This is a genomic window from Robiginitalea rubriflava (assembly GCF_052540725.1).
This window is the reverse complement of record NZ_CP199309.1, coordinates 1,237,425-1,252,244: the sequence shown is the minus strand read 5'-3', so window position 1 is coordinate 1,252,244 and position 14,820 is coordinate 1,237,425. Positions and strand designations below refer to the sequence as shown.

General features: G+C 46.0%; 16 protein-coding genes. 9 read left to right on the top strand and 7 right to left on the bottom strand.

The genetic code is table 11. The annotated features are described in order from the left end of the window. Window positions 1–15: 15 nt before the first annotated feature. The 7 genes from atpG to ACT6NU_RS05750 all read left to right on the top strand — a co-directional run bounded on the left by atpG (window position 16) and on the right by ACT6NU_RS05750 (window position 6,457). Window positions 16–876 (top strand): ATP synthase F1 subunit gamma, encoded by an 861-nt coding sequence (gene atpG, locus ACT6NU_RS05780; RefSeq protein WP_445383516.1) that lies wholly within the window; start codon window positions 16–18, stop codon window positions 874–876. Window positions 877–1,042: 166 nt separating this feature from the next. Then, on the top strand, window positions 1,043–1,558 hold the full coding sequence (locus ACT6NU_RS05775) for a hypothetical protein (RefSeq protein ID WP_445383515.1): 516 nt from the start codon (window positions 1,043–1,045) through the stop codon (window positions 1,556–1,558). Window positions 1,559–1,614: 56 nt separating this feature from the next. Next, complete coding sequence (locus ACT6NU_RS05770) at window positions 1,615–3,075, top strand: lipopolysaccharide biosynthesis protein (protein WP_445383514.1); 1,461 nt, start codon at window positions 1,615–1,617, stop codon at window positions 3,073–3,075. Beyond that, window positions 3,072–3,506 (top strand): dUTP diphosphatase, encoded by a 435-nt coding sequence (dut, locus tag ACT6NU_RS05765; RefSeq protein ID WP_445383513.1) that lies wholly within the window; start codon window positions 3,072–3,074, stop codon window positions 3,504–3,506. The genes ACT6NU_RS05770 and dut overlap by 4 nt, the downstream gene beginning before the upstream one ends. Before the next feature lie 79 nt (window positions 3,507–3,585). Next, complete coding sequence (locus ACT6NU_RS05760) at window positions 3,586–4,449, top strand: tetratricopeptide repeat protein (protein ID WP_445383512.1); 864 nt, start codon at window positions 3,586–3,588, stop codon at window positions 4,447–4,449. After that, window positions 4,446–5,225 (top strand): DUF4292 domain-containing protein, encoded by a 780-nt coding sequence (locus ACT6NU_RS05755; RefSeq protein ID WP_445383511.1) that lies wholly within the window; start codon window positions 4,446–4,448, stop codon window positions 5,223–5,225. The genes ACT6NU_RS05760 and ACT6NU_RS05755 overlap by 4 nt, the downstream gene beginning before the upstream one ends. Before the next feature lie 8 nt (window positions 5,226–5,233). After that, entirely contained in the window at window positions 5,234–6,457 is a 1,224-nt protein-coding gene (locus ACT6NU_RS05750; RefSeq protein ID WP_445383510.1) for a murein hydrolase activator EnvC family protein, read from the top strand. 62 nt (window positions 6,458–6,519) lie between these two features. Here the strand turns inward: ACT6NU_RS05750 and ACT6NU_RS05745 are convergent, their stop codons facing one another. Both ACT6NU_RS05745 and ACT6NU_RS05740 read right to left on the bottom strand, forming a co-directional pair. Beyond that, a complete protein-coding gene (locus ACT6NU_RS05745; protein ID WP_445383509.1) occupies window positions 6,520–7,038 on the bottom strand; it encodes an acyl-CoA thioesterase in 519 nt (172 codons plus the stop codon). Between the two features lie 70 nt (window positions 7,039–7,108). Continuing rightward, the gene (locus ACT6NU_RS05740; protein ID WP_445383833.1) at window positions 7,109–8,053 is read right to left on the bottom strand and encodes an HU domain-containing protein; all 945 of its coding nucleotides are present in this window, start codon (window positions 8,051–8,053) and stop codon (window positions 7,109–7,111) included. Between the two features lie 94 nt (window positions 8,054–8,147). Here ACT6NU_RS05740 and dprA point away from each other — a divergent pair, with 94 nt between their 5' ends. After that, window positions 8,148–9,254: a DNA-processing protein DprA gene (gene dprA / locus ACT6NU_RS05735; protein WP_445383508.1), complete on the top strand. Its 1,107-nt coding sequence runs from the start codon at window positions 8,148–8,150 to the stop codon at window positions 9,252–9,254. A 19-nt stretch (window positions 9,255–9,273) separates the two neighbouring features. Here the strand turns inward: dprA and trpS are convergent, their stop codons facing one another. Next, on the bottom strand, window positions 9,274–10,242 hold the full coding sequence (gene trpS / locus ACT6NU_RS05730) for a tryptophan--tRNA ligase (protein ID WP_445383507.1): 969 nt from the start codon (window positions 10,240–10,242) through the stop codon (window positions 9,274–9,276). A gap of 77 nt (window positions 10,243–10,319) precedes the next feature. On the opposite strand from trpS, the gene ACT6NU_RS05725 reads away from it, so the two are divergent. After that, window positions 10,320–11,066 carry a lysophospholipid acyltransferase family protein gene (locus tag ACT6NU_RS05725; protein ID WP_445383506.1) on the top strand — a complete coding sequence of 249 codons (747 nt, stop codon included), beginning with the start codon at window positions 10,320–10,322 and terminating at the stop codon, window positions 11,064–11,066. 26 nt (window positions 11,067–11,092) lie between these two features. On the opposite strand, the gene ACT6NU_RS05720 is transcribed toward ACT6NU_RS05725, so the two are convergent. The 4 genes from ACT6NU_RS05720 to recA form a co-directional block, all read right to left on the bottom strand. Then, entirely contained in the window at window positions 11,093–12,535 is a 1,443-nt protein-coding gene (locus tag ACT6NU_RS05720; RefSeq protein WP_445383505.1) for an outer membrane beta-barrel protein, read from the bottom strand. Between the two features lie 10 nt (window positions 12,536–12,545). Continuing rightward, on the bottom strand, window positions 12,546–13,079 hold the full coding sequence (locus tag ACT6NU_RS05715; protein WP_445383504.1) for an RNA polymerase sigma factor: 534 nt from the start codon (window positions 13,077–13,079) through the stop codon (window positions 12,546–12,548). 36 nt (window positions 13,080–13,115) lie between these two features. Beyond that, window positions 13,116–13,538, bottom strand: coding sequence for a hypothetical protein (locus tag ACT6NU_RS05710; protein WP_445383503.1), 423 nt, complete (start codon window positions 13,536–13,538; stop codon window positions 13,116–13,118). A gap of 90 nt (window positions 13,539–13,628) precedes the next feature. Then, a complete protein-coding gene (gene recA, locus ACT6NU_RS05705) occupies window positions 13,629–14,633 on the bottom strand; it encodes a recombinase RecA (protein ID WP_445383502.1) in 1,005 nt (334 codons plus the stop codon). Window positions 14,634–14,820: the final 187 nt, after the last annotated feature.

Genomic DNA, 14,820 nt, shown 5'->3' with positions numbered 1-14,820 from the left:
ATAGCATACAACACTATGGCAAACTTAAAGGAAATACGAAACCGGATTACATCGGTATCTTCTACCATGCAGATCACCTCTGCCATGAAGATGGTGTCTGCTGCAAAGCTGAAGAAGGCCCAGGATGCTATTACCGCTATGCGTCCTTATGCCGACAAGCTTACCGAACTGCTTCAGAATCTGAGTGCAAACCTGGATGGGGACAGTGGCAGTAAGTTTGCCGAAATCCGCGATGTAAATAAGGTTTTGGTTGTAGCAATCAGTTCCAACCGGGGTCTTTGCGGGGCTTTTAATTCCAATATCGTCAAACAGAGCGTTTCCCTGCACGACGGAACCTATGCCGGCAAAAAGGTAGACTTCTTCTGTATCGGAAAGAAAGCTCTTGATATCCTGAAGAAACGCTATACAATTGCCGCCAATCACAGTGAAATATACGATGACCTTACGTTCGAGGCTTCCGAAAGGATAGCCGAAGAACTAATGGAATTGTTTAACAACGGCACCTATGACCGCATTGATCTGGTTTATAACAAATTCAAAAATGCCGCCACCCAGATTGTGATGACGGAGCAGTTCCTGCCCATTCAACCGCCAAGTGATTCTGTAAACGAAAAGTCGGATTATATTTTTGAACCTTCCGAAGCGGAAATTGTGGAGCAATTGATCCCAAAATCTTTAAAAACGCAATTGTTCAAAGCCATCAGGGATTCTTTTGCCAGTGAGCACGGAGCCCGGATGACAGCCATGCACAAGGCCACAGATAACGCCGGAGAACTTAAGGAGCAGTTAACTCTTACTTATAACAAGGCCAGACAGGCAGCTATTACCAACGAGATACTTGAAATTGTTGGTGGAGCAGAGGCTTTGAATAAATAGCGCTGTCAAACAAACCAAAACAAGGCCCTGAATTCAAATTCAGGGCTTTTTTATTGTAACACGGTAATGATTGCTCCTATTTTCGGTCAGAAGCTGGTTTCTGGACCAAATTTGATTCTGGCATCAAATTTGGATAGCTATCTTTACGGGGTTAAGCATAAAAAAAATGAAAAAAATAATATACATCCTTTTTATAGGCCTTTTGGGGATTGTGGCCTGTACTTCCCAGAAGTCTCTGGTTTCAGAACCGCCCTTTACCGTAGACAGCCCCAGCCTTCAGTATTGGAGCGGAGGGATGGAGCGCAGTGGAAGGGGGATGAATTTTGCAGCACGCTGGAACCCTTTTGACCCGGAGGCTATAGTGATAGATTCCCTTTTCGTACGAGGCAGGATCATGAAGTTGGCCGTTGTGGAAACGGAGACCGGCTTTAAGCTTGAGGGTTCCTATAAAGATGCCCAGACAGAGCCTACAGATATCATTATGCATGCAGATTCCACAAAAGAGGTCGGCAATCAACTCCCAAGGCCGCTTCCCGATACCCGTAAATTTCCCTTTAAACTCAAGCCGGATGAGGCTGTTATGAGTTATTTGGTAAAATCGGAGGGAAAGAAATATTACTATAAAATAAAGGGGATAAAAGAAAAACCCAGCACCTTATATCCGGGACGTCAAAAAAACTGACTTTGCGGGTTCTGCCTAATTGCCTAATTTAGGACTTGCGTCTAATGCGTCCCTAGTTGAAGCTTTTCCAGAAATTATTTAAGCAAACATTTATCTACGGCCTGGCAACGGTATTGCCAAGGATGCTGTCTTTCCTGCTGGTGCCGCTGTATACGGCAGTAATGGCTCCGGGGCTATACGGAGAAGTATCGCTGATTTTTGTTTGGTTTGCCATCTTTAATGTAATCCTGGCCTTTGGAATGGAAACGGCATTTTTCAGGTTTTACAGCAAGGAAGTAAACAAGGAAAGTGTGTTGTCTACCTCGCTTTTATCGGTAGGCAGCAGCACCCTTATTTTTCTGATAGCTGCTTTTGCAATGCGGGAAAGCCTTGCAAACCTTCTCAATATCGAACTTCGGTATATTGGCTATTTTATTCTGATCCTCTGCCTGGATGCCTTTGTGATTATACCCTTTGCCAAACTCAGGGCCGAAGAACAGCCGGGGGTTTACGCGATTATAAAAATCGCCAATGTTTGTACCAATATCGGCTTTAACCTGTTCTTTCTGCTTGTATTACCCAAATTGGCCTCATCCGATTCAGAAGGGATCTGGAATGCCCTGTATGTTCCCGATTATGAAGTATCCTATATACTAATCTCCAACCTTATCGCCAGTGCCATAACCCTGCTGATTCTGAGCCCCAATTACTTTCGTCTGCAACGCGGGTTTGATACAGGCCTTTTTAAGCGGATGCTGCGTTACAGCCTGCCGGTAATGGTAGCCGGGATTGCCTTTACCATCAACGAAGTATTTGACAAATACCTGCTTACGGAATTGCTTCCTCCAGAAATCGCCAAAAGTGAAATGGGAACTTATGCCGCCTGTTATCGCCTGACCATGTTTATGACCTTGTTCGCTACCGCATTCCGGCTGGGGATAGAGCCCTTTTTTTTCAGTCACTCCCAATCAGACAACCCCAAAAAGGCCTATGCGCAGATAACGAATTACTTTGTTGTCCTGGGAAGTCTTATCCTGCTGTCGGTGGTGGTGTTTGCTGATGTGCTGAAAGTACTCTTTATAAGGGATGAAGCTTATTGGGAGGCTATGGCGATTGTACCCATAGTATTGCTGGCAAATTTTTGCCTGGGGATATACCACAATCTGTCTGTATGGTATAAGGTTACCGACCGCACCCGCTTTGGGGCTATTATCTCAGCAGTTGGAGCGGTCCTTACAATTGTAATAAACTTAATGTTTATCCCGCGGTACGGGTATCAGGCATCTGCCTGGGCCACCCTGGCAGCATATGGCACGATGATGCTCTTATCTTATGCGCTGGGGCGAAAATATTATCCAATTCCTTATAACCTGCGGAAAATCAGTTTTTATATGGGCCTGTCAATTGCCTTTTCTGTGATATCTTATTACGGTTTTAACAACAACCTTTATCTGGGCCTGGGTTTACTTTTAGTATTTTTGGGTATTCTTTACAGAATGGAGAAAGAAGTCTTATTGAAATTACTGCGGGGTAAATGAAGGTTAAAATCGTAAACAAATCAGGGAATGTGCTGCCACAATATCAGACTTCAGGTGCTGCCGGCATGGATCTAAGGGCTGAAATAGCTGAACCTATAACCCTGAGTTCTCTGCAGCGGGCAGTAGTAAAAACCGGCTTATTTATTGAATTGCCTGCCGGATATGAAGCCCAGATAAGGCCCAGAAGCGGCTTTGCAGCCAAACAGGGGGTTACCGTGCTCAACAGCCCGGGAACCATAGATTCAGATTACCGGGGTGAGATTGGCGTGATTCTTGTGAATTTATCCAAAGATCCGGTAACCATCAGCAAGGGGGACCGCATTGCCCAAATGGTGATTGCCAGGCATGAAAGGGCAGAATGGGAAGAAGTTTCGGCTTTAACCGATTCGCAGCGGGGGAGCGGGGGCTTTGGAAGCACAGGAAAAATCTAAGAAAAACAACATTATAGTGGCCAAATTCATACCTACATATGGGCTATTGACCTTGGCAATGTTATGTTTGTTAGCGCGAGTGAACGCACAAGAGCCTGCCAGCGCTGAAATATATACGGAAGCGTATACAGATCGTTTCCAGGAATTGTTTTTTGAAGCCCTTAAGGAGAAGGGAATAGAGAATTACGACCGTGCCCGTGCATTACTACTGCAATGCAAACAACTGGAAGAAGACAATCCGGTAATCGATCATGAACTTGCGAAAGTCCTGCTGCTTTCCGGGGAATTAGCTGCGGCAGAAACCTATGCCATTACAGCCCTGAACGCTGCTCCTGAAGAATACTGGTACCTCAATACACTCATGGAAATTTTATCCAGGGAATACCGGGATTTTGAATTAGTCAGAGCCGTGGTTCCATACGATTCGCCAAAACTAAAAATAAATCTGGCCAGTTGGTATCTGGATCATGGGCAGATTCAAAAGGCAGAAACAGCGCTGAATGGTCTTCCGGGCAGTCCCGGAATGCGGTTGCTTAAGGCCAGACTGGATCAATTGTCTAAGGCCGCCAATGCCGAGAAAAACGCAGTTCCAACACCAAAGGAGCAAGAGGCAGAAATTCTTGAAGGGTCAGTGGCAGATTACCGGCTGCGGCTGGAAATCAACGAAAGGGAACAGAATTGGGCTAAGTTACTGGATTTAAGCACCGAGGCTATTGAATTATTTCCATTGCAGCCTTACTTTTACTATCAGCAGGGAAGGGCCTACCTGGAGCAAAAAGATATCGACAGTTCCATCTCCAGCTTGCTGATGGGGGAAGAACTGCTCATTGGCCCATCGGATTTAAATGCCCTGATATACCGGGCATTGTCTGAGGCTTACTCCCTTAAAGGGGATATGGAAAAAGCCACTTATTATTCAAACAAATTGAAAGAAGGCCTATGAAGATTGCTGTTTGGAAACAGATTATGACAGGAGTGTTGGCTGCAGGACTATTGGTTTCCTGCAGCAGCACCAGGATACTGGCTGAGGGAAAGATAGATCAGAAATTGACCGCTGGTAAGATTATCCGAAACCATCTGGCCGCAGATGTCAACTTTAAAACGCTGAACAGCCGGCTGGGTATTGAGTATTCGGATGGAAGCAGTGAACAAAGCGTGAATGTAAGCCTGCGCATGAAACGGAATGAGGTAATCTGGCTGAGCGCTCCGTTAGGCGTTATAAAGGTTTATATAACCCCTGAGCGGGTATCATTCTACAACAAACTAAACAACGAATTCTTTGAAGGCGATTTCAGCTATCTGAGCAATTTGCTGGGCTCAGAAATAGATTTTAAAAAGCTTCAGAACCTGTTATTGGGGCAGGCTATTATCGATTTAAAGGACAGGCGATACGATGTGGGATATACGGCAACCGCTTACGAACTTAAACCAAAGATGCCACTGGAACTCTATAAACTATTCCTGACCGTAGAACCGACCTATTTTAAAATGGCCTCCCAGCAATTGGCCCGGCCAGAACAGAAACGACTAATGGAAGTGCGGTATACCAGTTACCAGAAAATTCAGGGTGAAATACTGCCGGACCAGGTGCATATAGCCGCCATTGATCAGGACGAAAGAATTACGATTGGGATAACCTACAAGCAGGTAGAGTTGAACAAAGAGCTGCGGTTCCCTTACAGAATACCTAGCGGTTATAATCCCATTGCTTTTAAGTGAGGCCCTGTATGAAGTACTCTTTCCTGGGAATATTGTTGGGGCTCCTGTTTTTAACGGGCCTGAACTCATTTTCCCAGACCGGGGAACAAAAAGCCCTGGAGTCAAAAAAGGAGCAACTCGAAAATGAGATCAGGGAAATTAACCGCTTGCTTTTCGCGGAGCGCAAGCAAAAGGGTAGTGTGCTGGATCAAATGGAGGCTCTCGACCAAAAGATCAATCGGCAGCAGGAACTGATACGGGTAACCAACCAGCAGTCCAACCTGCTTAATCGCCAGATTAATGCCAACATCCGAAACATTTCCAAACTGAGGGAGGAGCTCGAATCCCTTAAGACCGATTACGCCCGGATGATCCGCAAGTCTTATCAGAACAGGTCCCAACAAAACCGATTGTTGTTCCTGTTATCTTCCCAGAGTTTTTTCCAGGCTTTTAAACGATTGCAGTACATTAAACAATACACCCAATTTCGAAAAAGGCAAGGGGAGGAAATAATTGAAAAAACAGAGGCCCTGAGCGCTCTGAACCAGGACCTCACCCAACAGCGCAAGGAAAAAGATTTGCTGATTGCTCAGAACCGCAGGGTCAGGGATCAGTTAATGGTAGAAGTAAAGGCGCAAAAAGACCTTTTGCAGAGCATTCGCCAGAATGAAAGCGCGTATGCTAAGGAGATAGATACAAAACAAAAAGAAGCCCGGGCCATAGACCGGCAAATCGATCGCCTGATCCGGGAGGCTATAGCGGCCTCAAACCGCGAAAAGCGCGGGTCGGACAGAACTGCGTCGCGGTTTGCACTCACTCCTGAGGCTACCCTTATCGCCAGCAACTTTTCGGCCAATAAGGGAAATTTGATCTGGCCAGTCGAAAAGGGGGTAAAAAAGCAGGGATTTGGGGTTTATCAGGATGCCGTCTATCCGGGGATAAAACATCAGAGTAATGGGGTGATAATCGCTACGGACGAGGGCGCTAAAGCCAGGGCGGTTTTTGAAGGAGAGGTAATTGCGATTCTGGCCGTTCCCGGAGGCAATAAAGGGGTACAGATTAAGCACGGAAATTACATCAGTACGTATTACAATCTATCGGAATTGTATGTAAAAAAGGGTGACAAAGTTGAAGCTAAAGAGGCTCTGGGTGAGATATATACCAATCGGTCTAATGGATTGACCCAATTGAAATTTTATTTGTATCGCGACGTTACCCGCCTGAATCCGGAAGAATGGATCTATCGTTTATAAAAAACACGATCGGTATATATTATATACTCCCCCTTTAGTATTTACAGCAGTTTTCCGGATGCCTATTGGTCACCCATAAACAGGGCTTTTAATTCTGTGGCCTCATGAGGTTTCATTTTTCCCGCCAGCACCAGGCTGAGTTGTTTCCGTCTCAGGGCAGCTTCAAAGCGCTGTTTTTCTAATTCAGTTTCCGGCTGTATGGGTGGAACCTCGGTTGGGATTCCCGTATCATCTACAGCGACAAATGTGTAAATGGCTTCATTGGCCTTGGTTCGTTCCCCGCTAAAGCGATCCTCGATCCAGACATCAATAAAAACCTCCATAGATGTTCTGAAGGTCCTCGAGATAGCTGCTTCCACAGTTACCACACTGCCCAGGGGTACGGAACGGTTAAAGGCCACATGGTTTACCGAGGCCGTAACCGTAATCCGCCTGCTATGCCGGCGGGCGGCAATACTGGCCGCACGGTCCATACGGGCTAGTAATTCACCTCCGAAAAGGTTATTCAGTGGATTCGTTTCACTGGGGAGAACCAGATCAGTCATGATCGTCCGGGAATCGCTGGGTGTTTTAACCTTCATATTATCATTGATAAATTGCTGTTGCAAAGATACAGCCTGGCAGTCAGGAATTGAAGAAAAGGCTAAGGAACTATCTTTCTGAAAGTAACCAGGCGTCTGGTGATTCCGTACGTTTGATTTCCCTCAATTGCTGGAGGGCTTCTGAGGGATCGGTAAAACTGCCATAGGTTACCTGGTGTAAACCATAAGCATTAGCTCCGAGGTAGCGGGCACTATACCCTTTAGCCTTTAACTGTGCGATCTTTTTATCTGCATTCTCCCTGAAACGGAATGCCCCTGCAATAATGTGGTGATTTCCCTTTTGCTTGTGAACTATTTCCAGGGTAATGGAAGGCAACTCAAGGGGATGGGATTTAAAAAAGGTAGCTTCCTGAATATTCCTGGAGACCACTTCCTGGGCATTTGCCCGAACCAGGGCATCCGAATATCCTTTTTGCTGATAAAACATATAGCCACTGATACCTGCTGCCACGGACAGGAAAACCACGGCCGCGTACTTGAGTAAGGGGCGAATACCTGAGCTGGACCTTTTTTCCGGGGTAATAATAAATGGGATTTCAGATTCAAGGGCTTCCACTTCCTCCTTCATTATTTCCCTGCTTACCGGGCTGGCAATAACCGGACTCAGACCGAATGCAGCCGTCAGGTAGTTTATTTTTTCTTCCGGGATGAACAGTATTTTCCCCTCATGGTTCAATTTGAAGGTGCCGAGGTCAGCCAGTTCCAGTTTTCCTTCCGCTCGGAGTGATTTCATCCACAACTTCGCCTGCTCCTCAATTGCAGTGAGGGCTTCCTCATAGGATAGTTTTTCTATTTCTGCAATATGGGATGCCAACAGGCCGTCGTTGGAATTGAGCTGTATGTTAAAGGAAAGCTGTTTTCTGGGCGGAAAAAAACTGTTGCTATCCTTTTGCAGGAAAGCAGGCTTTATTTGGGTCAGGAATGCACCAAAAGTGGGCATAACTACACACTGATACCTGTATAACAGCGATGATATGTGATTTTCAATTCCCATTTTCACAAATATGACAATTTTTAACAGTTTCACCAATTCAGATTATCAGCTTTTTATCAACATCGGGAAATGCCTGAAATGAAATATGAATCAAATGCCTGAAGATGAATTGATTTCATTAATGCGGCTACAGCGAATTCCGGGCCTGGGTCCTGTTCGGGCACGGAAACTCATCCGATATTTCGGAAGTCCGTCGGCCATTTTTTCCCCGGGTTCCGAAGACAGCTTTCAAAAAAAGAAAGGGGGGTTCCTGCTCAGGCAGAAACTACGCGATAAATCTTATTTGCGTGCTGCAGAAGCCCAGTATCGCAAAATGATGGCTATGGGCGTTCATTGTTTGGCCTATTGGGATGAGAACTATCCTTTTTATCTGGCCCAATGCCAGGACGCCCCATTATTACTATTTCAAAAAGGCAGTTTCGCGTTAGAAAATCGACCCTGTATCAGCATAGTCGGTACGCGGAGTATGACAACTTACGGCAGGGACTTTTGTAGAGAATTCCTCCCCGGAATCGCACATATTAACCCTGTAATTATCAGCGGCTTTGCCTATGGGGTGGATATCTATGCCCAACGGCTGGCTGTAGATTTGGGACTTACCACCATAGCTTGCCTGGCACATGGGCTGGATCGGATTTACCCCAGGGAACACTATAAATATGTTGAAGATGTAGTGGCAAGGGGTGGATTTCTTACCGAATTCTGGACAGGAACGCGCCCGGAAAGACATCATTTTTTACAGCGCAACAGGATCATTGCCGGTTTAAGTCAGGTCACTATAGTTGTCGAATCGGCAGTTAGCGGGGGGAGCCTGGTGACTGCAGACCTGGCGTTCAATTATCAACGGGAGGTATTCGCGGTTCCGGGTCGGGCAGGGGATAAAAAAAGCGAAGGATGCAACCGGATTATTTTTGAGAACAAAGCACAGCTTTTTTACAGTACTGAGAAATTCCTGGAGTCCATGAACTGGGAAGGCCCCGGACAGGATATTAAAACAGACCCCTTGCCTGACCTGGCCGGGCTGGACAGGTCGGAAGCTAAGATTATGGAATTTGTGGCTCAAAATAAGGGGGCTTTTCTGGATGATATCGCCTTTAATGCAAAATTATCCATCGCAGAAACGGCATCGAGGCTGTTACAACTGGAATTGAAAGGACTGCTGCGTTCCTTGCCTGGAAAGCGCTTTGATTCCAGGAATTAGGAATTGAACCTGGGAAGGGTTAGTAGCCCAATTTTTCCCGAACACGACCCAGCACATCTTTTGCCACTTTTCGGGCACTGTCTGCTCCGGTGGAAAGTGCCTGGTCAATTTCACCGGTATTGTTCATATAATAATGAAATTTCTCCCTGGCTTCACCGAAATTTTGGAGGATGCATTCGTAAAGGGCTTGTTTGGCATGGCCATAGCCGTAATTTCCATTCAGGTAGTTTGCCCGCATTTCGGCTTGTTCGGAAGGGGTAGCCAAAATTTTATACAGTGCAAATACCGTGTCCGTATCCGGGTTTTTTGGTTCCTCCAGGGGCGTACTGTCAGTAACAATCCCCATGATTTGCTTTCGCAGCTGTTTATCCGTCAGGAAAATATCTATGAGGTTACCTTTGCTTTTACTCATTTTCTGGCCATCGGTACCGGGCACATACATAGTGCTTTCCTGAACCCTGGCTTCCGGGATCACAAAAGTTTCCCCCATCTGTACATGAAACCTGGAGGCTACGTCACGGGTCATTTCAAGATGCTGTAACTGATCTTTTCCAACGGGCACAAATTCCGCGTCGTACAATAAAATATCCGCCGCCATAAGCATCGGATAGGTAAAAAGACCTGCGTTCACATCTTCCAGCCGATCGGCCTTGTCTTTAAAGGAATGTGCCAGGGTCAGCCGCTGATAGGGAAAAAAACAACTCAGATACCAGGCCAGCTCACTGACTTCCGGCACATCGCTCTGCCGGTAAAAAACAGTCTTTTCAATATTAAGACCGAAAGCGAGCCAGGTTGCGGCAGTTGCATAAGTGTTGCTGCGGAGCTGTTCCCCATCTTTTATCTGTGTGAGCGAATGCATATCCGCAATAAAAAGGAAAGAGTCGTTTTCGGGAGCAGCCGCCATGGAGATCGCCGGTTGTATGGCACCCAGAATATTTCCCAGATGTGGCCTTCCTGTACTTTGTATTCCGGTGAGTATCCGCGGCATTTGATATCTGATTTAAAATGGAAGCACAAAAGTAAAAGAAATACCAAAACCCTCCCAAAATTCTTACTTTTGAAAACATGTTAGGGGTTCTAAAGAAAACAGCTCGGGTACTTTACAGGTGCTGGTTTTATATATTGGTTACCCTTCCCATAATTGTTTTCGCCCCTTTTCTGATCCTGTTTACGCTATCTGAAAAAACCTATCCACAGTTCTTTTGGCTAGCCCGTAATATCTGGGCCTCTGTAATATTATTCGGAATGGGATGCTTTCCCAAAATACGCCGGGATGAGCCACTGGTACAAGGGAAAAGCTATATGCTTATCGCCAATCACACCAGTATGCTGGATATTATGCTGATGCTGCGGGTAAGCCGAAACCCCTTTGTGTTTGTAGGGAAGAAAGAATTGGTGAAGATCCCCATCTTTGGGTTTTTTTACAAGAGGGTCTGTATAATGGTAGACCGGGAAGATAGCCGAAGTCGTTCTGGAGTGTACAGACGGGCTCAAAAAAGGCTGGAAAGCGGCCTGAGCATCTGTATTTTTCCCGAAGGAGGGGTTCCTGAGGAGCAAGTATTACTGGATGATTTTAAAGACGGGGCCTTTAAAATGGCAATAGCCCATCAGATTCCCATTGTTCCAATTGTTTTTTTCGATGCAAAAAAGCGGTTCCCCTTTTCAATTTTTAAAGGCTCCCCTGGTGAGCTAAGGGTCCGGGTGTATCCATTTATTCAAACAAAACAACTGCACCATGTGGATACGGCTCCGTTAAAGAACCACGCTTACGAACTGATCCGTAATAGCCTTTTGCAAGGCCCCGGGTTTTAGAATACACTTGCCAGGGCCAGCAGGAATTAGAATTTAAAATTCAGCCCGCTGTATATACCTATGGAATATGGGTTAAAATTCCCAGCCGTCTCCGAAAAAGTATTGAGCTGGTACTTGAATATGGGTTGCATATTAAGCCGCATGCTCGGGCTCAGATTGTAATAGATGCCCAGGCCCAGGTTTGTGCTGAAATTCACCTCGTTCATATTGGTGGCCTCCCCAATCTCCGTTGCCGCTCCTTCAGATTGCAGGCTTATGCTGTTATTGATCAGGAAAAGGGAACTCATTCCCCCAATCAGGTTCAGCCCCCATTTTTTATCGACCAGGTTGTACTGCATTTCGAGGGGTAGCTCCAGATATCCGAATTCCTGAAGCATATTCCCTTCCCTTGCAGGGCTGGGCGCGGCCACATCGGCAGCCGCTGCATCTAATTGCGGGTTGCTGTTTGCGGCACTCTGTACCACCAGTGTTCTGGAATTTTCAGAGTAACTAATGGTTCGTATCAGGGAACTGGGGCCCGCACTCGGAGAAGAGGTAAAGGCGACTTCACCTGTATTATAGCCATAGTCTACACGATGAATACCGGTACGGATACTCAGCTTTTTAGAGACCTCATAAGACAGGTTTAAGCCGTAACTCATATTTACAGTCCCGGATTTTGAATTGGCCACAAAGCTTTGAGAAATAGGCGAGCCATTCCCAAAGGAACTAAAAAATACGGGGGCCAGGCTGGGGCCTACTGACCAGCGCTTATTTGAATCATCCGGTTCAACGATCTTTTCTTCCTCATCAGCCTTCCCCAACAGCTCTTCTTTAGCCTGAGATTCGACCAGGGCACTCTCCTTTTGAGACTCCTTTTCAATTAATTCCCCAATGGCTTTGTTTGAAAATTCCTTGCCACTTTCGGATTTTGTTTCTGCAAGTGTTTCGGCCGGTACTTCCTCGCCAGCACTTTCTTTGTTCCCGATTTTCTCTTTTTCAGGAGTGATTTCCCTGTTACTGGCGATCCCTGACTGCTGAGCAGGTGGCGGAAGTTCCCTCAAGGGAGAAGCAAACTTTTGGTTTTTATGTCCAGTGTCAGCTTCGTTTTCATCCGCCACAAGACCCCAGGCATTTTTGTTATCAGGATTCTCAGCCCCCTGAATGGATTGGGTAATAACCTCTTCCTGCCCTGGTGAAGAACTCTCATTTTCCGTTTGGGAATCCAGAGGAGAGACGGGAGCAGATTCTTCAGAATTGGTGATGGACGGAACATCTTCTTGTAGCTCTGATTCCGGGGAAAACAGATAGACCGCAAGAAGCAGTATTGCTGCAGCACCCCCTAATTTCCACCAAAATGGAATGATTTTCCTGCGTTTCCTTTTTTGGTCCAGGGATTCATTAATGCGGTCCCAAACAGCAGCCTCCGGTTCCTGTTGGAAACCTTCCAGTTGCTCGCGGAATATCCGGTCTGTATTTTTTGACTTCATATCTCTGGTATTAAGCTATATGAATATTTGTATTTTTTATTTTTTCCTGGAGGATCATCCTTGCCCTCGATAAATTGGACTTGGAGGTACCCACTGAGGTTCCCAGCGCCTCGCTGATTTCCCTGTGAGTATAGCCATCCAGCACATACATATTGAAGGTGATCCTGTATTTGGCAGGAAGCTCCTGTACGTATTTTAAAAGGGTTGCCAGCGGGATGTCCTGCATCTCACTGGTCTCTTGATGCTCCCCGGCATCTTCTACTTCCGTAATCAGCGTGAGGGGCTCCTCACGACGGTACTTTTGCAATACCGTATTCACAGTGATGCGTTTCATCCAGCCTTCAAATGACCCTTTGAATCGATACTGATGTATTTTCTCAAAAATGGTCATAAAACTATCGTGTAAATTATCTTCTGCTTCCGTCTTGTTCCTGGAGTATTTCAGGCAAAGGCCATACAGAACTGCGGAGTAGGCCCGGTACAGCTTTTCCTGTGCAGCCCTATTCCCTTTTTTGCATTTATGTATGAGGTCTTTCTGCTTCAAAATGTTGGTTGCATTAGCGGAAAATTCGCCTGCATCTCAGGGGGTTACCGGAACCTCTATCTCAAGGAATTGCGGTTCACCTGCTTCGTTCTGTCCAGTCCAGAATTTAAACAGGTAAGTCCCGGAATACAGGCACAGGAATTCGAAACTACTGTCTACAACTTCAATGGCCTCAGTGCAGGCAATATTGTCCCGCTCTGTTCCGATTCCTATTACCCGGCGAATGGTTTCCCCTTCTGAAGTTACATCAAATCCTTCAAAGGAGGTACAGCCATTCGGGATCAAAAGGGTAACTCCTATTGTGTAGGTTTCATTGAGGGTAAATGATTCCGGCATATCCACTGCCTGGACTGGAACCGTAACAAAGTGAAAGCTCGCGTCATCATTGCTGATATCACAGGATGAAAACAACAGTAACAGCGCCAAAGCAGGCAGCATTTTCCAAAGAAAGGTCTTCATACGCAACATTTCCTTTAAACTCCATAAAGACAGATGGGAAAGCCGGTTAAAGGTTGCTTGGAAGTACTAAGGCAATAAATGGTAGTTCCTTTACTTAAGGATTGAAATAGCCTCTTTGATTTTCGCCTCCAATTCCTCCAAAAGTTCGGGGTTGTCCTGTAAAAGTGTTTTGACAGCATCCCTTCCCTGTCCAAGTTTTGTATCTCCGTAGCTGAACCACGAACCACTTTTCTTAATGATTTCATAGGCTACTCCCAGATCCAGTATTTCACCAATTTTGGAGATACCTTCCCCATACATGATATCAAACTCGGCAGTTTTAAATGGGGGTGCCACCTTGTTTTTAACAACTTTTACGCGGGTTTTGTTCCCCTGAACGGAACCGTCGCTATCCTTTATCTGGGTGGACCTGCGGATATCCAGACGGACAGATGCATAAAACTTCAGGGCGTTTCCACCTGTTGTGGTTTCAGGGTTGCCGAACATTACCCCGATCTTTTCACGCAACTGGTTGATGAAAATAACGGTACAATGGGTTTTACTGATAGACCCGGTTAGTTTTCGAAGGGCCTGTGACATCAGGCGGGCGTGCAACCCCATTTTGGAATCGCCCATTTCGCCTTCAATTTCGCTTTTAGGCGTTAAAGCGGCTACCGAATCGATGATAACTATATCTATGGCGCCCGAGCGAATCAGGTTATCTGCTATTTCCAGAGCCTGCTCTCCGTGGTCAGGCTGGGAAATGATCAGGTTGTCTATATCCACCCCTAATTTTTCTGCATAGAAACGATCAAAGGCGTGCTCGGCGTCAATAAAGGCAGCGATACCACCAGCCCTTTGCGCTTCTGCAATAGCATGAAGTGTAAGGGTGGTTTTTCCTGAAGATTCCGGCCCGTATATTTCGATAACGCGACCCCTGGGATAACCTCCTACCCCGAGGGCAATATCAAGGCCAAGGGAACCGGAAGGTATAACCTCAACGTCCTGTACCACACTGTCTCCCATCTTCATAACGGCCCCTTTTCCATAGGTTTTATCCAACTTGTCAAGGGTGAGTTTCAGGGCTTTTAACTTGGCGTCTTTTTCACTGCTCATATCTCTCAATCTTTTTTTTATTCGGAAGGCTAAATTACCACTTCTTTTACTAGTATCACAATTGGAAAAGCAACCTTTTTCCGATCTGCGTATCTTATGGTTGACTGTCCGTTTTGGACCGGCAAGTAAATACCTGAGACCGCAATTCGGTTTCATCAGAATACTGTGAAAAAGAAAAATTGCCGAG

Excerpts from the sequence above, each read along its gene's own strand:
- atpG (WP_445383516.1), top strand. The coding sequence starts at position 16 with ATGGCAAACTTAAAGGAAATACGAAACCGGATTACATCGGTATCTTCT.
- ACT6NU_RS05775 (WP_445383515.1), top strand. The coding sequence starts at position 1,043 with ATGAAAAAAATAATATACATCCTTTTTATAGGCCTTTTGGGGATTGTG.
- dut (WP_445383513.1), top strand. The coding sequence starts at position 3,072 with ATGAAGGTTAAAATCGTAAACAAATCAGGGAATGTGCTGCCACAATAT.
- ACT6NU_RS05755 (WP_445383511.1), top strand. The coding sequence starts at position 4,446 with ATGAAGATTGCTGTTTGGAAACAGATTATGACAGGAGTGTTGGCTGCA.
- ACT6NU_RS05750 (WP_445383510.1), top strand. The coding sequence starts at position 5,234 with ATGAAGTACTCTTTCCTGGGAATATTGTTGGGGCTCCTGTTTTTAACG.
- ACT6NU_RS05745 (WP_445383509.1), bottom strand. The coding sequence starts at position 7,038 with ATGAAGGTTAAAACACCCAGCGATTCCCGGACGATCATGACTGATCTG.
- ACT6NU_RS05740 (WP_445383833.1), bottom strand. The coding sequence starts at position 8,053 with ATGGGAATTGAAAATCACATATCATCGCTGTTATACAGGTATCAGTGT.
- dprA (WP_445383508.1), top strand. The coding sequence starts at position 8,148 with ATGCCTGAAGATGAATTGATTTCATTAATGCGGCTACAGCGAATTCCG.
- trpS (WP_445383507.1), bottom strand. The coding sequence starts at position 10,242 with ATGCCGCGGATACTCACCGGAATACAAAGTACAGGAAGGCCACATCTG.
- ACT6NU_RS05725 (WP_445383506.1), top strand. The coding sequence starts at position 10,320 with ATGTTAGGGGTTCTAAAGAAAACAGCTCGGGTACTTTACAGGTGCTGG.
- ACT6NU_RS05720 (WP_445383505.1), bottom strand. The coding sequence starts at position 12,535 with ATGAAGTCAAAAAATACAGACCGGATATTCCGCGAGCAACTGGAAGGT.
- ACT6NU_RS05710 (WP_445383503.1), bottom strand. The coding sequence starts at position 13,538 with ATGAAGACCTTTCTTTGGAAAATGCTGCCTGCTTTGGCGCTGTTACTG.
- recA (WP_445383502.1), bottom strand. The coding sequence starts at position 14,633 with ATGAGCAGTGAAAAAGACGCCAAGTTAAAAGCCCTGAAACTCACCCTT.